Annotated in this window: 19 protein-coding genes, 1 tRNA gene and 1 pseudogene; 15 read left to right on the top strand and 6 right to left on the bottom strand. The window is 56.2% G+C overall.

Annotated elements, in window-relative coordinates:
• Positions 1–287 precede the first annotated feature (287 nt).
• The 4 genes from rpoE to TU80_RS17145 all read left to right on the top strand — a co-directional run bounded on the left by rpoE (position 288) and on the right by TU80_RS17145 (position 4,143).
• Positions 288–869, top strand: a complete 582-nt coding sequence (gene rpoE / locus TU80_RS17130) for an RNA polymerase sigma factor RpoE/AlgU (RefSeq protein ID WP_003172477.1) — start codon at positions 288–290, stop codon at positions 867–869.
• Between the two features lie 32 nt (positions 870–901).
• Positions 902–1,489 carry a sigma-E factor negative regulatory protein gene (locus TU80_RS17135; protein ID WP_046384370.1) on the top strand — a complete coding sequence of 196 codons (588 nt, stop codon included), beginning with the start codon at positions 902–904 and terminating at the stop codon, positions 1,487–1,489.
• 16 nt (positions 1,490–1,505) lie between these two features.
• A complete protein-coding gene (locus TU80_RS17140) occupies positions 1,506–2,468 on the top strand; it encodes a MucB/RseB C-terminal domain-containing protein (RefSeq protein ID WP_046384369.1) in 963 nt (320 codons plus the stop codon).
• Positions 2,469–2,703: 235 nt separating this feature from the next.
• Positions 2,704–4,143, top strand: a complete 1,440-nt coding sequence (locus tag TU80_RS17145) for a DegQ family serine endoprotease (RefSeq protein WP_057004970.1) — start codon at positions 2,704–2,706, stop codon at positions 4,141–4,143.
• Positions 4,144–4,208: 65 nt separating this feature from the next.
• Here the strand turns inward: TU80_RS17145 and TU80_RS17150 are convergent, their stop codons facing one another.
• Positions 4,209–5,642, bottom strand: coding sequence for a M48 family metalloprotease (locus tag TU80_RS17150; RefSeq protein ID WP_057004971.1), 1,434 nt, complete (start codon positions 5,640–5,642; stop codon positions 4,209–4,211).
• A gap of 95 nt (positions 5,643–5,737) precedes the next feature.
• Here TU80_RS17150 and TU80_RS17155 point away from each other — a divergent pair, with 95 nt between their 5' ends.
• Both TU80_RS17155 and TU80_RS17160 read left to right on the top strand, forming a co-directional pair.
• A complete protein-coding gene (locus tag TU80_RS17155) occupies positions 5,738–5,977 on the top strand; it encodes a sulfurtransferase TusA family protein (protein ID WP_017844915.1) in 240 nt (79 codons plus the stop codon).
• A gap of 32 nt (positions 5,978–6,009) precedes the next feature.
• Positions 6,010–7,080, top strand: coding sequence for an AI-2E family transporter (locus TU80_RS17160; RefSeq protein WP_017844916.1), 1,071 nt, complete (start codon positions 6,010–6,012; stop codon positions 7,078–7,080).
• Between the two features lie 38 nt (positions 7,081–7,118).
• On the opposite strand, the gene TU80_RS17165 is transcribed toward TU80_RS17160, so the two are convergent.
• Positions 7,119–7,592, bottom strand: a complete 474-nt coding sequence (locus TU80_RS17165; RefSeq protein ID WP_046384366.1) for a peroxiredoxin — start codon at positions 7,590–7,592, stop codon at positions 7,119–7,121.
• A 10-nt stretch (positions 7,593–7,602) separates the two neighbouring features.
• Complete coding sequence (locus tag TU80_RS17170; protein WP_003172487.1) at positions 7,603–8,163, bottom strand: glycine cleavage system transcriptional repressor; 561 nt, start codon at positions 8,161–8,163, stop codon at positions 7,603–7,605.
• A gap of 273 nt (positions 8,164–8,436) precedes the next feature.
• Between TU80_RS17170 and dapA the strand changes: the two genes are divergently transcribed.
• From dapA to TU80_RS17195, 5 genes are all read left to right on the top strand, one after another.
• Complete coding sequence (dapA, locus tag TU80_RS17175; protein WP_017844918.1) at positions 8,437–9,315, top strand: 4-hydroxy-tetrahydrodipicolinate synthase; 879 nt, start codon at positions 8,437–8,439, stop codon at positions 9,313–9,315.
• A gap of 17 nt (positions 9,316–9,332) precedes the next feature.
• Complete coding sequence (bamC, locus tag TU80_RS17180) at positions 9,333–10,448, top strand: NlpB/DapX family lipoprotein (protein WP_046384365.1); 1,116 nt, start codon at positions 9,333–9,335, stop codon at positions 10,446–10,448.
• Positions 10,449–10,452: 4 nt separating this feature from the next.
• Positions 10,453–11,211, top strand: a complete 759-nt coding sequence (locus TU80_RS17185) for an MBL fold metallo-hydrolase (protein WP_017844920.1) — start codon at positions 10,453–10,455, stop codon at positions 11,209–11,211.
• 27 nt (positions 11,212–11,238) lie between these two features.
• Entirely contained in the window at positions 11,239–11,952 is a 714-nt protein-coding gene (gene purC, locus TU80_RS17190; protein WP_057004972.1) for a phosphoribosylaminoimidazolesuccinocarboxamide synthase, read from the top strand.
• 83 nt (positions 11,953–12,035) lie between these two features.
• Positions 12,036–12,125: transfer RNA gene (locus tag TU80_RS17195), tRNA-Ser, on the top strand.
• Positions 12,126–12,978: 853 nt separating this feature from the next.
• On the opposite strand, the gene TU80_RS17205 is transcribed toward TU80_RS17195, so the two are convergent.
• Positions 12,979–13,797 carry a DUF6236 family protein gene (locus TU80_RS17205; RefSeq protein ID WP_134939600.1) on the bottom strand — a complete coding sequence of 273 codons (819 nt, stop codon included), beginning with the start codon at positions 13,795–13,797 and terminating at the stop codon, positions 12,979–12,981.
• 453 nt (positions 13,798–14,250) lie between these two features.
• Here TU80_RS17205 and TU80_RS17210 point away from each other — a divergent pair, with 453 nt between their 5' ends.
• The 3 genes from TU80_RS17210 to TU80_RS17220 all read left to right on the top strand — a co-directional run bounded on the left by TU80_RS17210 (position 14,251) and on the right by TU80_RS17220 (position 15,303).
• The gene (locus TU80_RS17210; protein WP_046384363.1) at positions 14,251–14,553 is read left to right on the top strand and encodes a type II toxin-antitoxin system HigB family toxin; all 303 of its coding nucleotides are present in this window, start codon (positions 14,251–14,253) and stop codon (positions 14,551–14,553) included.
• A gap of 3 nt (positions 14,554–14,556) precedes the next feature.
• Complete coding sequence (locus TU80_RS17215; RefSeq protein ID WP_057004975.1) at positions 14,557–14,928, top strand: helix-turn-helix domain-containing protein; 372 nt, start codon at positions 14,557–14,559, stop codon at positions 14,926–14,928.
• 138 nt (positions 14,929–15,066) lie between these two features.
• The gene (locus TU80_RS17220) at positions 15,067–15,303 is read left to right on the top strand and encodes a hypothetical protein (protein WP_057004976.1); all 237 of its coding nucleotides are present in this window, start codon (positions 15,067–15,069) and stop codon (positions 15,301–15,303) included.
• Between the two features lie 94 nt (positions 15,304–15,397).
• Here TU80_RS17220 and TU80_RS17225 read toward each other — a convergent pair whose 3' ends face one another.
• Together TU80_RS17225 and TU80_RS17230 are read right to left on the bottom strand one after the other, a co-directional pair.
• Positions 15,398–16,258, bottom strand: coding sequence for a DUF6216 family protein (locus tag TU80_RS17225; protein WP_057004977.1), 861 nt, complete (start codon positions 16,256–16,258; stop codon positions 15,398–15,400).
• 443 nt (positions 16,259–16,701) lie between these two features.
• Positions 16,702–17,496: pseudogene (locus tag TU80_RS17230) on the bottom strand (EAL domain-containing protein); the annotation flags it as partial.
• Between the two features lie 298 nt (positions 17,497–17,794).
• Between TU80_RS17230 and TU80_RS34000 the strand changes: the two are divergent.
• On the top strand, positions 17,795–18,136 hold the full coding sequence (locus TU80_RS34000; RefSeq protein ID WP_057004978.1) for a helix-turn-helix domain-containing protein: 342 nt from the start codon (positions 17,795–17,797) through the stop codon (positions 18,134–18,136).
• The last annotated feature ends 79 nt before the right edge of the window (positions 18,137–18,215 follow it).

Raw genomic sequence — 18,215 nt, forward strand, 5'->3', positions numbered from 1 at the left:
TGAAGTGGGAACTTTTTGCATAAGCCCCGACTCAATAGCAGGTTGCCCGAAAGCTGGGAAAACGTTGAGTTTATTGGCCCGTCGGGAGCATTGGACGCGTCAGGAAACCGGCGACAAGATTATTCGCGCAGCCGGCATTGCCCGCGCTGCGTTTTTCGTGTGTGCCAAATCAGTGCATGCCGGAAACTTGCTTGGAGGGGAGAACTTTTGCGGAAAGTCCGAGTCTATGTTTGCAAGCCTGATCGTTCAGTTATGCAAGCCTCCTTCAAGTACAACGAGGAGTGTTCATGCTAACCCAGGAAGAGGATCAGCAGCTGGTCGAGCGCGTTCAACGCGGCGACAAGCGAGCTTTTGATCTGCTAGTGCTGAAATACCAGCACAAAATTCTCGGGTTGATCGTGCGGTTTGTGCACGACACCCATGAAGCGCAGGACGTTGCACAGGAAGCCTTTATCAAGGCATACCGTGCGCTGGGCAATTTCCGCGGTGACAGCGCGTTTTACACGTGGCTCTACCGCATCGCCATCAACACGGCGAAGAACTATCTGGTGTCTCGCGGACGCCGCCCACCAGATAGTGATGTCAGTTCGGAAGATGCAGAATTTTACGATGGTGATCACGGCCTCAAAGATCTCGAGTCGCCGGAGCGTGCATTGCTGCGCGACGAGATCGAAGGCACCGTTCATCGCACTATTCAGCAACTGCCAGAAGATTTACGGACGGCGTTAACTTTACGTGAATTCGATGGTCTGAGTTATGAAGACATTGCGAGCGTCATGCAGTGTCCGGTGGGGACTGTAAGGTCACGGATTTTCCGGGCCCGGGAAGCCATCGATAAAGCCTTGCAACCGTTGTTGCAGGAAAACTAAAGACAGCGGCGACAGCCAAGAGAGGAACCGCCATGAGTCGTGATGCCCTGCAGGAATCGCTGTCCGCAGTGATGGATAACGAAGCGGATGAACTGGAACTTCGTCGGGTGCTCAATGCATTCGGTGATGCCGAAACCCGTGATACCTGGTCTCGTTACCAAGTCGCTCGGGCGGTGATGCACAAGGATCTTCTAATCCCTCGTCTGGATATTGCTGCGGCCGTTTCTGCTGCACTGGCTGATGAAGCCGTTCCGGCAAAAGCTGCGCGGGGGCCATGGCGTAGCCTGGGTCGCCTGGCAGTGGCCGCTTCGGTGACTGTTGCCGTTCTGGCTGGTGTTCGCCTGTACAACCAGGACGAAATCGCCGGTGCCGAACTGGCCCAGCAGACTCAGCAACCGATCATGGCTGGCCCGCAAGTCAAGGGCCCCGCCGTACTGGCAGGCTACAAGGAAAGCTCCGACACTACCGGCCCGATGGCGAACGGTGTGCTTCAAGGGCAATCCGGCTGGCAGGATCAGCGTCTTCCAGGCTACCTGCGCCAACACGCACAGGAATCGGCCTTGAAAGGCACTGAAAGCGCTCTGCCTTATGCTCGCGCGGCAAGCCTGGAAAACCGTTGAACCGTTGAGGAGCACTATGCGCGCCATACCGCTCCTTACGCTTTTGCTCAGTGGTTGGTTTGCACTCCCCGCCCACGCCGATGATGCCCAAGACTGGTTGACTCGACTTGGGCGTGCTGAGCAACAGCAAAGCTTCCAAGGTACGTTCGTCTACGAGCGTAACGGCAATTTTTCTACCCACGACATCTGGCATCGTGTCCAGGACGGTCAGGTTCGCGAGCGGCTTTTGCAGCTCGACGGTTCGGCTCAGGAAGTCGTGCGGGTAGACGGTCGGACGCAATGCGTCAGCGGCACTCTTGTCGCCGGCCTCGGCAATTCGCGTGATGCCCCTTCACGTGCGCTTGATCCGCAAAAAATCGCGCAATTCTATGAACTGGCCGTCATCGGTAAATCTCGCGTGGCCGGTCGAAATGCGGTGATTGTGTCGATCACTCCGCGTGACCAATACCGCTATGGTTTTGAGTTGCACCTGGACCGCGAAACTGCGTTGCCCCTTAAATCCCTGCTGGTGAACGATCAGGGGCAGTTGCTGGAGCGTTTCCAGTTCACGCGATTGAACACCTCGGTCACGCCGGATGATCGCGACTTGCAACCCACTGGCGATTGCACGCCTATTGCAGTGGCCACGGCTAAAGCGCCCGAGGTGCAACCTGCCCAGGACTGGCATCTGGAATGGTTGCCGCCGGGTTTCCAGTTGACCAGCAGCAATGCGCGCAAAGACACCCAGACCAAAGCGACGGTCGACAGTCGGATGTATGAAGATGGGCTGGCACGGTTTTCGGTATTTCTTGAGCCGATCGGCGAATCCGGCGTTACTGAAACCCGTACCCAGTTGGGCCCGACGGTGGCGGTGTCGCGTCGGCTGAATACGGTGGATGGCGAAATGATGGTCACGGTAGTGGGCGAAATCCCCATGGGCACCGCCGAGCGCATCGCGCTGTCGGTGCGCGGTGAAAAAAAACCAGCCGCCAAGCCGTGAATCGTTAATCTTATGTTCATCCTGGCCTTTCACCCTACGTCCATGCGAGGTTGGCTGCCGAGCATCATGAAATGTCTGGTCCAGCATTTTCACTTGCAAAAATCTCTCATATTTTTTATAGGTCAGGGCTTGTCGGCGCTGACCATGTTTTGTTCGCGGAACGGAGATGTCGGTCACAGTTTCCGGCGTTTCCAGAACCCTGTCGCCCAACCCTGCTCGTCGTAACGGGAGCTGTATGTCGATACCACGCTTGAAGTCCTATTTATCCATAGTCGCCACATTGTTGGTGTTGGGTCAGGCCGTGCCCGCGCAAGCGGTCGAGCTGCCTGATTTCACCCAATTGGTCGAGCAGGCCTCGCCTGCCGTGGTGAACATCAGTACCACGCAAAAACTGCCCGAGCGCAAAGTCTCCAACCAGCAGATGCCGGACCTGGAAGGCCTGCCGCCGATGCTGCGCGAGTTCTTCGAGCGTGGCATGCCGCAACAACGCGCGCCCCGTGGTGGTGGCGGTGGCCAGCGTGAAGCGCAGTCCTTGGGCTCAGGCTTCATCATCTCGCCCGATGGCTACATCCTGACCAACAACCATGTGATTGCCGACGCTGACGAGATCCTCGTCCGTCTGGCTGACCGCAGCGAGTTGAAAGCCAAGCTGGTCGGCACCGACCCACGTTCCGACGTGGCGTTGCTGAAGATCGACGGCAAGGACCTGCCTGTGCTGAAACTGGGCAAGTCCCAGGACCTGAAGGCCGGGCAATGGGTCGTGGCGATCGGTTCGCCGTTTGGCTTTGACCACACCGTGACCCAAGGCATCGTCAGCGCCATCGGCCGCAGCCTGCCCAACGAAAACTACGTGCCGTTCATCCAGACCGACGTACCGATCAACCCGGGTAACTCCGGTGGCCCGCTGTTCAACCTGAATGGCGAGGTGGTCGGCATCAACTCGCAGATCTACACGCGCTCCGGTGGCTTCATGGGCGTGTCGTTCGCCATCCCGATCGACGTGGCCATGGACGTTTCCAACCAACTCAAAAGCGGCGGCAAAGTCAGCCGTGGCTGGTTGGGCGTGGTGATCCAGGAAGTGAACAAGGACCTGGCCGAGTCCTTCGGCCTCGACAAGCCGGCCGGTGCGCTGGTCGCTCAGATCCAGGACGACGGCCCGGCAGCCAAGGGCGGCCTGCAAGTCGGCGACGTGATTCTGAGCATGAACGGCCAGCCGATCGTCATGTCGGCAGACCTGCCGCATTTGGTGGGCGCGCTCAAGGCGGGCAGCAAAGCCAAGCTGGAAGTGATCCGTGAAGGCAAACGCCAGAACGTTGAACTGACCGTCGGCGCCATTCCGGAAGAAGGCGCGACCCTCGATGCCCTCGGTAGCGCCAAGCCGGGCGCCGAGCGCAGCAGCAATCGCCTGGGTATTGCCGTGGCCGAGCTGACGGACGAGCAGAAGAAGGCCTTCGACCTGAAAAGCGGCGTGGTGATCAAGGAAGTGCAGGACGGTCCTGCCGCGTTGATCGGCCTGCAGCCAGGCGATGTGATCACTCACCTGAACAATCAGGCCATCGACAGCACCAAGCAGTTCACCGACATCGCCAAGGCGCTGCCGAAGAACCGTTCGGTCTCGATGCGCGTCCTGCGTCAGGGCCGTGCCAGCTTCATTACCTTCAAGTTGGCTGAGTAACACCGGCGCATAAAAAAGCCCCGCCTTCGTTTAACGAGGGCGGGGCTTTTTTGTGGGCGGTGGGTTTAGCCCATCATTCCTTTCACCAAGCGTTCCTGTTCGATCAGCTCACGCTGGCGTGCGTCGATACGTGACGACAGTGGGAAGTTGCTGCCGGCACGGCGCTTGGCGAAGTCCAGTTGTTGAATGGCTTGCTGGAAGTCGCCGACCAGGGCGAAGTACTCGGCGCGCGCCTGGTGCAGGCCGATGATATTGCCGGACAAGCCGCGCGTTTCGGCGACCTGGTACCACACGTCCGGATCGTCCGGGCGCGACTTGAGCAAACCGTCCAGGGCCTTTTCCGCATCGGCGGTGCGGTTCTGTTTGAGTAAAAGGTCCACTCGCACCTGGTTCAGCGGATAGTTGCCGGGGTACTGGGTGAGCATCCGGTCAGTGCGTTGCTGGGCATCCGGCAAGCGGTTGTTGGTGATGTCCAGTTCGATCTGCGCCAGGTTGTAGGTAATGTCGTTGGGCGACTTGGCTAACAACGGGGCCAGGTTTTCCCGGGCTTCCTTGAGCTTGGTCCCCTTGATTTGGGCGATGGCCAGACCATAGCGCGCCACGTCGCTTTTCGGGTTTTCGTCCAGTTGGGCCTGGAAGCGCTTGGCGGCGAGGCCTGGCGTGTCTTCGTATTTCAGCTGCACCCGTGCGCGAATCAATTGATAACGCAGGCTGTCTTCGGTGCCGCCGAGCTTGGCCTGTTCGGCACGGTTGCGGGTGTCGGCGATGCGCGATTCGGTCACCGGGTGAGTCAGCAGGAATTCCGGCGGCTTGGCGTCGAAGCGGTATTGACGCATCAGGCGCTCGAACATGGTCGGCATGGAGCGTGGGTCGTAACCGGCTTTCTCCAGGTTGAGGATGCCGATGCGGTCGGCCTCTTGTTCATTCTGGCGCGAGAACCGCCGTTGTTCCTGGATCGCCGCGGCCTGGGTGCCGGCAATTGCAGCAATGCCGGCGTCGCCCGCACCGGCTGCGGCGGCAATGATGCCGCCGAGCATCGCGGCCATCATCGGGATCTGCATGCGCTGTTGCGCTTCGACGCCGCGCGCGAAGTGGCGTTGGGACAAGTGAGCCAATTCGTGGGCCAGCACCGAGGCGTATTCACCTTCGGTCTGAGCGTTGAGGAACAGCCCGCCGTTGACCCCGACGATACCGCCAGGCGCGGCAAAAGCGTTGAGCTGCGGGCTGTCGATCAGGATGAACTCCAGGCGACGGTCATTGACCTGGCTGGTCTCCACCAGTTTGTACACGCTGGTTTCGACGTAATCCTTGAGCTGCGGATCGTTGAGCTGCGCCACCTGGCCGCGTAAGTAGGCAAGCCAGGCGCGACCCAGTTGGTATTCCTGTTGTGGCGAGACAATGGCTGAGCTGGCGTCGCCAAGTGACGGCAGGTCGTCGGCAAAGGCCGGGGAGGCCAGCAGGCAGGCCAGCGTCAGCAGGGTGGGGCGCAAAAAAGTCATGCACAGAGCCTTTCGACAAAGAGCTTACTGTAGCCGGACACTGAGCGTCGGACCAGATATTCTAAGCAACCTGAACGCTTGCCCGGAGTAAAACCATGACCGACGCTGTAGCCTTTGATGCCGAACTCGATGCCAGCGGCCTCAATTGCCCGTTGCCTTTGCTCAAGGCCAAACTCGAACTCAATCGATTGGCCAGCGGCGCGGTGCTCAAAGTCATCGCCACGGATGCCGGTTCCCAGCGTGATTTCCGCACCTTTGCCAGGCTGGCCGGTCATACCCTGGTGCATGAAGAAGACGCCGCCGGTGTCTACCGTTATTGGTTGCGCAAGGCCTGAAGCGTCCGCTTCCCACCACCCGAGGTTGATTGATGTTCAAAGTGTTACGAGACTGGATTCAGCGCTACTTCTCCGACGAGGAAGCCGTGGTGCTGGCGGTCCTGCTGTTCCTGGCCTTTACCGCCGTCCTCACCCTGGGCGGCATGCTCGCTCCGGTGCTGGCGGGGATGGTGCTGGCCTACCTGATGCAGGGGTTGGTCACCACCCTGGAGCGTCTGCGCTTACCGGGCGCGGCGGCAGTGGGGCTGGTATTTGCTTTGTTCATGGGGCTGTTGCTGGTATTTATCGTGGTGGTCGTGCCACTGCTGTGGCACCAGTTGATCACCCTGTTCAATGAGTTGCCCGGCATGCTCGCCAAATGGCAGTCTCTATTGCTGCTGTTGCCGGAGCGCTACCCGCATCTGGTGTCGGATGAGCAGGTATTGCAAGCCATCGAAGTGGCACGCGGCGAGATCGGAAAGTTCGGGCAGTGGGCGGTGACCTTTTCCCTGTCCAGCCTGCCGTTGCTGGTCAACATCATGATCTACCTGGTGCTGGTGCCGATCCTGGTGTTTTTCTTCCTCAAGGACCGCGCGATGATCGGCCGCTGGGTAAGTGGCTATCTGCCGCGTGAGCGTGCGCTGATCACCCGGGTGGCCGAGGAGATGAACCGGCAGATCGCCAACTACATTCGCGGCAAGGTGATCGAGATCATCATCTGTGGCGGCGTGACCTACATCGCCTTTATTGCCCTGGACCTGAACTACGCGGCGCTGCTGGCATTGTTGGTGGGCATTTCAGTGGTGGTGCCGTATGTCGGCGCGGTGGTGGTGACGGTGCCGGTCACGTTGATCGCCTTGTTCCAGTGGGGCTGGAGCGACCAGTTTATCTACCTGATGGCGGTGTACGGCATCATCCAGACCCTGGACGGCAACGTACTGGTGCCGCTGCTGTTCTCGGAGGCGGTCAACCTGCATCCGGTGGCGATCATCTGCGCGGTATTGTTGTTCGGCGGGTTGTGGGGGTTCTGGGGCGTGTTCTTTGCGATCCCTCTGGCGACGCTGTTCAAGGCGGTGCTGGATGCATGGCCGCGGCAGGAACCGGTGGTGGCGCCCTTACTCTGAAGCGAGGGGAGGGCGCGTGCGCCCTCTCCCGATGATGCTCACGCGTTATGCAAAGCCTGGGCGGCCGCCAGCACGGCGTCCACATGCCCTGGCACTTTCACGCCACGCCATTCCTGGCGCAGCACGCCATCCTTGTCGATCAGGAAGGTGCTGCGATCCACGCCCAGGTATTCCTTGCCATACAGCTTCTTCAGCTTGATCACATCAAACAGCTGGCAAACCGCTTCGTCCTTGTCGCTGATCAGCTCGAACGGGAATTCCTGCTTGCCCTTGAAGTTCTCATGGGACTTCACGCTGTCGCGCGACACGCCAAACACTTCGGTGTTGGCTGCCTTGAACGCTGCGTACTGGTCACGGAAACCCTGGCCTTCGGTGGTGCAACCCGGGGTGCTGTCCTTCGGGTAGAAGTAGATCACCACTTGCTTGCCCTTGAGGGCAGCGAGGCTGAAGGTCTGGCCGCTGGTGGCCTGGGCTTCGAAATCGGCTACGGGTTTGTCGATGACTACCGCCATGGGGGCTTCCTTACATTGGGTTCTGTGGGCGCCACGGCTCGATCAATGCGTCGAGGTTCAGGGCATCGGCGAAGTCGAGGAACTGGTCGCGCAGCCAACTGATCTGCACGCCGGCCGGCAAGGTCACGGTAAACGTGGCGTTGAGCATGGTGCCGCCGGTTTGCGGTGCCTGGTAGGTGTCGCAGGTGAGGTTTTCCAGCTCGACGTTATGGTCGATGAAGAACTGGCACAACTCGTTGACGATGTCCGAGCGGTAGGCCGAACTGACATATGCCACATAAGGCAGGGCCTGCGGGCGGTTTTCCAGCGCGGCACTGCGTACCACATTGACGGTGAAGTCGTGCTTCTTGGCCAGGCCCGGCAGGCCGGTCTCCAGGCGTGCCAGGGCGTCCCAGGTGCCGGAAATCTGCAGCACCAGCGCACTGCACTCGCCATGGCGGGTGAGACGGGAGGTGACGACGGCGCAGCGGTTTTCATGGCTGGCGCGGCACAGGACGTTGGTCAGCTCCATGGGGTTGGCGCCGAGGGCACTGATAACAAGGAATTGTTCGCGAACTGTGGGGGTGGACATGCAGCCTTCCTAAAACGATGAGCGGTCGATACGGTGAGGGCTGTATCGATCAAAGCATGAAGGGTAGCGAAAAGCGTCGCCAAGGGATAGGAGGTGGCGTTTTCATTGCGTGATCGGCGGGTTTTTACCCCGTCTCGGCCCGCACTTTCGCGCAATGATGGCAATGCCCGTCGTTTAGTTGCGCCAGAACGCATCCTCAGGCGGTACTTCGCTTGTACAAGCATCTTGGCGCCAGTACCATTACGGCTCTCTTTTTCCGGCAGGAGCGGTTGCATGATTGCGGGCAGTATGGTGGCACTGGTCACACCCATGGATGCACAAGGTCGTCTCGACTGGGATAGCCTGGGCAAACTGGTGGACTTCCACCTGCAAGAGGGCACCAACGCCATTGTGGCGGTCGGCACCACAGGTGAGTCGGCCACTCTCGACGTGGAAGAACACATCCAGGTCATCGAGTTCGTGGTCAAGCGTGTCGCGGGCCGTATCGCCGTGATCGCCGGTACGGGCGCCAACTCGACGCGTGAAGCGATCGAGCTGACCAGGAACGCCAAGAAAGCCGGCGCCGACGCCTGCCTGCTGGTGACCCCGTACTACAACAAGCCGACCCAGGAAGGCCTGTACCAGCACTTCCGCACCATTGCCGAAGCGGTCGATATCCCGCAGATCCTCTATAACGTGCCAGGTCGCACCGCGTGCGACATGAAGGCCGAGACCGTGATCCGCCTGTCCACCGTGCCGAACATCATCGGTATCAAGGAAGCCACCGGCGACCTGCAGCGCGCCAAGGACATCCTGGCAGGCGTGAGCAGCGACTTCCTGGTGTATTCCGGCGACGATGCCACTGCTGTCGAGCTGATCCTGCTGGGCGGCAAGGGCAACATCTCGGTGACCGCCAACGTGGCCCCGCGTGCCATGAGCGACATGTGCGCCGCCGCCCTCGCCGGCGATGCCGTGACCGCGCGTGCGATTCACGAAAAACTGATGCCGCTCAACAAGACACTGTTTATCGAATCCAACCCTATTCCCGTGAAATGGGCGCTGTTCGAGATGGGCATGATGCCGGACGGTATCCGTCTGCCGCTCACCCGCCTCAGCGAAGCCTGTCACGAACCGCTGCGACAGGCCCTGCGCCAGTCCGGCGTCCTGGTTTAATTGAGGAAGCACTACGCATGAAGCGATTGGCCGGACTTTCCGCACTTGCCTTGATTATCTCCAGCACCAGCGGCTGCGGTTGGATCTGGGGCCCGGAAGGCTACTTCCGTGACCGCGGCAGCGATTACCTGGAAGCACAAGCAACCAAACCGATGCAATTGCCGCCGGACGTCAACGTCGCCAAGCGCCTTGACCCGTTGCTGCCGATTCCGCGCAATGTCGCCGACGACACCGCCAAGGGTGAGTACGTGGTGCCGCGTCCACAGCCGATCTCGGCCGTGGCGAATACCAGCGACTACAGCCTGCAGAAGAGCGGCGATTCGCGTTGGATCGTGGCACAGCGCCCACCTGCCGAAGTCTGGCCGGTGGCGGTGCAGTTCTTCCAGGACAATGGCTTTCGCATCGACGAGCAGCGCCCGCAGACCGGTGAGTTCACCACGGCGTGGCAGCAGGGCAGCGAGCTGTCCGCCAGCATGGCCAAGCGTTTGCAGTCCGGCGGTATCGCCGCTGACAGCGAAGCCCGTGTACGTGTACGCATCGAGCCTGGCGTGCAGCGCAATACCAGTGAAGTCTATGTGGTCAGCGCCGAGCGTCCTGCCGGCAGCACGTCCAACGTCGAGTTCACCAATCGCTCGGTCAACACCGGCGTCGACGCCGCACTGGTCGACGAGATGCTGGCCAGCATGAGCCGTATTTCCGAGAAGGGCGGTTCGATCTCCCTGCTCGCCGCACGCGATTACGACACCCCGAGCCGCGTCAGCCTCACCGAAGACGGCAGCGGCAACGTGGTGCTGAACCTGGGTGAAGACCTGGACCGTGCCTGGGCCAGTGTCGGTCGCGCGTTGGAACAAGGCCCTTGGCGTGTTGAAGACATCAACCGCAGCCTGGGCCTGTACTACATCAACGTGGCGGAAAAAGCCGAGAAGAAAGACGCCGAGCCAGGTTTCTTCAGCAAATTGTTCGGCAGCGCGCCGACCAAGGAAGAGATCGAAACCCGCGCCGAGCGTTATCAGATTCGTTTGAGCAAGGTTGGCGACAGCGTGCAAGTCACCGTCGAGAAGAACATCAACACCGTTGCGCCAGCTGAAACAGCGCGCAAAGTGTTGGGCGTGATTCAGGACAACCTGGGCTGATCCGATGCGTTTTGCCGTTCTCGGCAGCGGTAGCCAAGGGAACGGCACGCTGGTCGCTCAAGACGACACGTATGTGCTGGTGGATTGTGGTTTCTCGTTAAGGGAAACCGAGCGGCGCCTGCTGCGCCTGGGGGTTCACCCCTCGCAGCTGAGCGCAATTCTGGTGACCCACGAACATGCCGACCATGTGCATGGCGTGGGTTTGCTGTCTCGGCGCTACAATCTTCCGGTGTACCTGAGTCGCGGCACCTTGCGCGGGATGCGCAAACCCATTGAACCCGCAGGCTTCCTGGCCGGTGGCGAGCAGTTGCAGATCGGTGCCTTGAGCATCGATGTGATTGCCGTGGCGCATGACGCCCAGGAGCCGACGCAGTATGTATTCAGTGGCGGCGAGCGACGTTTCGGCGTACTCACCGACCTGGGCTCCTACTGCGCCAAGGTGCTGGACGGTTACCGGGATCTCGATGCATTGATGATCGAGTCCAACCACTGCCGAGACCTGTTGGCTCGCGGTCATTACCCGTACTTTCTCAAGCAACGGGTGGGCGGCGAACTCGGGCATTTGAACAACCACCAGGCGGCGTACCTGGTGTATGAGTTGGGCTGGCAAGACCTGCAACACCTGGTCCTGGCCCACCTGAGCAGCAAGAACAACCTGCCGCAGCTGGCCCGGCAATGTTTTGTCGATACCCTTGGGTGCGACCCGGACTGGCTGCAACTGGCCGATCAAGATTCAGGGCTCGACTGGCGACACATCGCCTAGCCCACCTCACTCAAAGCGGAGCCCATCATGGAAAAACGTGAAGAACTCTACCGCGGCAAAGCCAAGTCGGTATACAAGACCGACGACGCCAACCGCCTGATCCTGCTGTTTCGCAACGACACTTCGGCGTTCGACGGCAAGCGCATCGAACAACTGGATCGCAAGGGCATGGTGAACAACAAGTTCAACGCCTTCATCATGCAGAAACTCGAAGCGGCCGGCATTCCGACCCAATTCGATAAACTGCTGAGCGACAACGAGTGCCTGGTCAAGAAGCTGGACATGATCCCGGTCGAATGCGTCGTGCGTAACTACGCCGCCGGCAGCCTGGTCAAGCGCCTGGGCGTGGAGGAGGGCCTCAAGCTCAACCCTTACACGTTCGAGCTGTTCCTGAAGGACGACGCCAAGGGCGACCCGTTCATCAACGAATCTCACGTCGTGGCGTTCGGCTGGGGCACCGCCGAGCAACTGGCGCGCATGAAGGAACTGTCCCTCAAGGTCAACGACGTGCTGAGCAAGCTGTTCGACGCCGCCGGCCTCTTGCTGGTCGACTTCAAGCTTGAATTCGGCGTGTTCCACGACGGCTCCATCGTCCTGGGCGACGAATTCAGCCCGGACGGCTGCCGCCTGTGGGACAAAGACACCAAGAAGAAGATGGACAAAGACCGCTTCCGCCAAGGCCTCGGTGATGTGATCGAAGCCTACGAAGAAGTCGCCAAGCGCCTCGGCGTACCGCTGTAATCGACGCAAGCATCTGATAGCACGGAAAAAAATCGCTTCGGCGCTTTGCTTTCCAGAGACAGGCTGTTATGATGCGCGCCGTTGGAGAGATGCCAGAGTGGCCGAATGGGACGGATTCGAAATCCGTTGTACCTTCACCGGTACCTAGGGTTCGAATCCCTATCTCTCCGCCATTATTGAATACGACTAAGCCCCTGAAATGGTTGAACATTTCAGGGGCTTTTTCGTTGTTGGGGTTTGGTTTAGGGTAATTCTCAAGGCTCGCCCAGCAGCCTTCCATCACTCATAAGGATTTGGTGATGCGATACCCGCTACCGCGCCTTGTTGCGCGGCTCTCCCGCCGCTGCCTACTCAAGCAATGTGGTGGTCTCCGTAGAAGGCACAGCAGGCGTTATTCAGTACGCCGAAGCGCGCACGTACCTGCAGCTTTTGGATCGGGGTGAAAAAACCATGAACTCCCCCGAAAGCGAATATCACTTCGAGCTGAAAGATGCTTACTTTGTTCGAGTCCGTGTTGATGCTGCCAAACGCGCACCGATTCTCTTTCGAATGTCTTGCCAAAACTGGGGGGGGGGCCGTGGTACGCCGGGCTCGAGGGATCTACTCGTGGGAGCCGGTCCCGATCACATGGCACGCGAGGTGGAAGCCGCATTGGCCTGGTTGCAACATCAAGGTGAGTAGGGCCAGCGGTTAGCCAAATTTGCGAGCGGGAGCTATCCGTTGCTGAGCAGATGCGGCAGCTGGGACTGGAGCCATCGGCGGATAGGACTTATCGCAACTGGGTCCAGCGACTGCATGATCGAATGATTGCTGAGTTATCGAGACGCTCTGAGAGACGCGGTACTTGACCAGCTGTCAGCTGATAGTGCGTCAAAGTTTTATCACTGTGTCGTTGTGGAAAAACACTTGAAACGCCTACTTTGTAGGTTTTCTGTTAGAGAGTAAAAAGATCTCAGGTTGGTTGCTGCATCCCCGCATAGGACGGATCCCCATCGCTATCGAGTTATAAAGGTTGGACGAGTGATGTCATATTTTGTTGAGGTTGACCAAATAAGAGAGCGCCTTTAGATCCTTCGGGATTTCAGTCGCTGTAAATAGTTTTGCAGGTTCAAGGCTAATGAAACCCAATGCTTCTTTGATGACCTGACTTTTGTCTCCTGCTAGTAAAGCACTGGCCAACGAAAAAGTGCTTTCGATGTTAAGGCTGATGTTGAAGCTGGAAGCAACTCTTCGTAGTAGGCCTTTCGTAGCTGAGGCATTGACGTTGGTTATGGATTTTTTGAGGTTTGCTATTGCTGTCACTAAACCTCTCTCGGTGTCTGGCTGAGAAAGAATCAGTTGGTAGATGTCGTCTAGATGATTTCGAAATTCTAATAGTTCATCTTTTCTCTTGTCTTTGTAGTTTAATATGTCGTCGAAAGATGATTCTGGGCTTGGAATCGGTAGGCATTCATAAATTTTTATTTCGATCCCTGGGTTCTTCGTAAGCTGGTTCTCGCTCGGAGAGAGCTTGTGATTCGCCAGGCTCCACTGCCCAGGTTGGACACTATGGCGTATCTTCAGGGCATTTTCGATTAGGTTTAGTTTTGTGTGCTTTGGCTGAAATGTAGAGCCCTCGTCGTGCAGCGTGTGCTCTAAGATCCCAGCGCTCTCGAGAAATTTATCGTCAGGTGTTGATTCAAAACCTATTCTGGTAGTTTTTGGGATGTCAATTTTGTCAAAGTAAAGTAAGTATTTTTTAAAGGTGTCAGGGTGAATGGTTCCTAAGTAGCTAATATTTTTATGTGCGTCGAGATCTAGTGAGGGTGCTATAACTATCCCTCTCATGTTGTTTTCAATAGTCATGTTGTGTGTACTTTATAAGTTGGGTCTGATTTTAAGTTAAGTTATCAGGGGTTGCTGATTGAGTCTAGTGAAGGCTTTTAAAAGTTCTAATTGATAACGTTTCGCACGCATCAAATTTCCCCGGCGATGAGCGAGAGTAAACCCAGGCTCTATAGCTACCACTGGCAAAATACTCGACTCGGCTGGCTCCGGGATCATCCACTTTGTGCTGAATGCTCTCGTCGCGGTCGCACCGGCGCCGCAGTGATCGTGGACCCTTTGATCCCCACCACGGCGACGTACATCTCTTCTGTGGCCGCGACGGCTTCTCCACAACCCGATCATGGCGGGTGTCTGACTGCAAAATTTTTTTATGATTTCAGTTTGGCGTTTCTGAGTGTGGGGGAGTATCAGGACACGGCAAACAGATGAAACGCACTTGTGTGAGTCCCACCGTGGGACTAGGATCATTCTATGAGAATCATCGCGATCAGCCAGCTCAAGACTTTTTGGCAGAAATATCCGGATTCAGAGCAATCCCTCCTTGCCTGGATTGACGAGGTCAAGAAAGCGAACTGGCAGACGCCCGCAGACATCAAAGGCCAATTTCGCCATGCGAGCGTTCTCAAGAGCCGCCGGGTCGTGTTCAACATCAAGGGCAATGACTACCGGCTAGTGGTCGCTGTGGCCTACCGCTACAGCGCTCTCTATATCAAATTTGTCGGCACACATAAGCAGTACGACGCCGTTGACGCAGATACTGTTGAAATGGAGTAACCCATGAACATTCGCCCCATTCGTACCGAACAGGATTACCAAGAAGCGCTGAAGGCTGTCTCGCCGCTGTTCGATAATGAGCCAGAGCCAGGGACTCCTGAAGGGGATTACCTAGAGGTAATGATTACGCTGATCGAAGCTTATGAAGCGAAACACTTCCCGGTTGACCTGCCCAACCCGGTGGATGCCATACGTTTCAGGATGGAGCAGTCCGGTTTGTCAGCGACAGACCTTGTGCCTGCCATCGGGCGCAAGAATCGGGTTTATGAGGTTCTGAACGGGAAGCGAGCTCTTACGCTGCCGATGATTTGGAAACTGCATGAGATGTTTGGGATTCCGGCGGAGAGTTTGATTAAGCCGGTAAAAACTCTGTAGTACTGAGCTAGTTTGATTTGCTGAAAAATCCGGGCTTCTGATAGGAGTGCCGGATTTTTTTGCCTGCCGTTCATGGCTGACCGACATCGGTGGCCGCAAGGGCTTCTTCAACAACCCGATCATGGCGGGCGTCTGACCGTGAAACGCTGGAAACCCGGACGGCTGCGCGCCGCCTTGCAGCAGTGGCTCGGCGTGCCCATCGGCTTGGCTGAAAGGGCCTTCTGGCAAGAGTGGTTCAGCACCTCCAGCAGTGGCAACGCCGTGTCGGTCGATTCCGCCATGCGGCTGGACAGCATCTTCGGAGCTTCGCTGTCAGCGGAAGAGGCCGCAGCGAAGGTCTTCGCCAAACGTTCTATGAGCCTGCTCGTAGTCTAGAAAAGGCATTAGATAGGTTTCGGGGTGTGATCAATCCAGCGAGGCGACTCTAACGGTGTAATGTAAGAGTCGCAAAGCTATTCAGCTGGATGGGTTATTTTTTGAAAATTTGTTTTTTGGGCGGATGAATTTTTTCGTGGAGTTTTTTTGCAACATCTGATCTGGATATTCGCACCAATATACAGAACACGGAGAAAATCGAAATTGCGACGATTGCCAGAAGAAGCCCTCGTTGCCCCTTGAGCCCATTGTTTACATGCTCACGGTATTTGTCCTCGCCAAAGAGCGAGCAGATGATGTTGATATTTTTTTCTGAGAACTCGTGATTGATAAATTTTTTAAGTGATTCCGGTGACTGGCACTCTTTCTCTGTTAGCGTTGGGTTGGATTTGAAAAAGCTGAATTTAGCATCGCCCTCGGATAGGTAAAATGACGGAGCTTCCGGAGCGTCTTTCAATGAAACCATCAGGTATTTTGCGTTCGTAAGTGGTACTGAAATGCTGATAATTACGAAGAAAAATAAGAGTAGCGCAAAAAACGCACATTGAGCTTTTTTCGAAAACAGGGCCTCTTTAAATTTTAGGCTGTTAAAGTTTTTCCAGTCTATATATTTTCTTGCTCGTGCAACATCTCTATGGCAGAAGCCATTTTTCTTGATCCATTCTTCGGCGAGTTTGGTGTCAGCCAAGTTCTGTGCGGGTATGTTGAACTCGAATCGGTAGTATTCAACTTCCCTGAGGTTTTTTCGTACTTGTTCGTAGTCTTCGGTTTCAAATTTTGTGGAGCCGCCGAAAAAGCGCCACATTAAGTCGCGTAGGAATATCAGTGAGCCTGAACGTGAATAAATGTACAAAGCTAACAAGCAGATGGCGATACCGCTACCTAAGCTTGCCAGTGTTGCATAGTTTTCAAATGTCCAGTTTACGATGTTGTCGTTGAAGTTTTGCTGTGACACAGAGTCATCCTTGATTTAGTTCTGATGGAAGGTTTAATTGGCTTTTTAGCCATTAAGCAATAGGCATTTTTAACTCGTCCTTAAGTTTTTTGTGTCTGCGGCGATAGAGGTCTATACCCTACAGGGAGGATAACCCATGTCCGACACCACCCGTGACCAGTTCAAACAGGTTTCTCCGGGCTGGAGTGTGCCTCCGGCGCCTTCAGTAAACAAGCCAAGGAGACCATGAGCGAAGCGCGCAAGGCTGGCGGTTTATCCGAGCAAACCAAGGCCACCGTGCCTGAGGAATCCGTTGCCTGGATCTCTGGGCTACATTGACCAGAAAATGCAAGGACGCTTCCAGATTTAGCCACTTTGCACCGGGTTGGATATTAGAGAAACCTTGCGAAGGTCTGCACTTCAGTCAGCGCTCGACATTGAATTTTTGACATGCCACGAACCATTCAATTGTCTTTGAGCCAATTATCTATGTGCGAATGATGCATGGGCTGCGAAAAGTAATAACCTTGGACAAAAAAACAACCCAGGCTAATCAAGGATTCCAATTCCTCGCGAGTTTCCACGCCCTCGGCTATACATTCCAGTTGCATGTCACTGCTCAAAGCAACTAGAGACTTTACAATTTTGTAGCTGGTGGGGTTTTCGTCAATGCCAGTAATAAAGGTTCGATCTATTTTTATTTTAGTGAGCGCCAGCGAAAGTAGTTGGCTAAGGCTGGAGTATCCAGTGCCGAAATCGTCAAGGGCCACTCCGCAACCTAGCCGACAGAGCCTGTCAATAGTATGTTGCACTTTAACAACATCCTGCATGATCGCTGTTTCGGTTATTTCCAGGTCCAGTCGCCTGGCGTCGAAATGGCTGGCCTTGATGATTTCGATTATTTGTCCGGCGATTTCGTCTGAAGCACAGTCGTGCGCGGACAAGTTAAAAGAAAGGCAAATGTGACGGGGCCAATCAGAGGCAATCAGCAATGCCTTGCCGAGCAGGTGAGTGGTCAGGCGATTTATCAGGCCGATCTGCTCGGCAATCGGAATGAACTGGCCGGGAGGCACGTCACCTAGCTCTGGGCTGTTCCAGCGTGCCAATGCTTCGAACGCTACGGTGCGCCAGCTGCGCAAATCAATCACCGGCTGAAAAACCAGGCTGAATTCGTGCTCGATATCGACCTGGCGTAACGCCTGTTCGATCATGCCTTGTCGTGTCAGTTGTTGAAGGTGGGAAGGTGTGAGCATGAACGTTTACCCCCCAGTTACCCAACCATAGGCAATAGGAGCGGTGTTTTTTGACCTGTAACGACAAATAAATGCTGGGTGCTTCTCAAGCGCGGGTACCTGCAGGCACCAAAAATCAATCGCATTTTCCGGCAGGCATAATTTTCGGCGTCCATGGGAAAATTCCTTAGCAATTCAACATCGTTCAGATAGTCAAAAAATGACTATACTGAAATTGGCTAGAAAATAATAGCAATCTAGCCTTTTTATGATCTTCCTGGGGAGGTGAATAGGTGTAAGCATTTGATTTTAAGTGATATTTCAGATGAAGCAAAGTGCCACTATACGTATAGGCAAGCGAATCAAGCACTTACGACTAGACAATAAATGGACACAGGCCGCCCTTGCCGAAGCACTGGGGTGTGAGTCGATGACAGTGAGTCGTTACGAGAGGGGCGAATACGCCCCTAGCATCGAGATGTTGGAGCGAATCGCTGACGTCCTGGGCGTGGGACTGGATGCTTTTTTCACGAGCCGGGATCACGCTGAACCAACCGCCGCGAACCTTCGCCACTGCCTATGCGACATTGCCTATCAAGCAGATGAAACGTCGCTGAAAGAAATTATTGGCGCCGCAAAAAGGATCCTGAAGAATCGAGAGCCATAGCAGTACTCGGTTCAATTCACCTAATAGGTGGCGCAAAACACTGAGTAGAGTCAGGCGCGGTTTATTATTTTTTGAAGGT

Origin of the sequence: Pseudomonas veronii, assembly GCF_001439695.1 — a bacterium.
In the GTDB taxonomy this organism is placed as follows: Bacteria; Pseudomonadota; Gammaproteobacteria; order Pseudomonadales; family Pseudomonadaceae; genus Aquipseudomonas; species Aquipseudomonas veronii.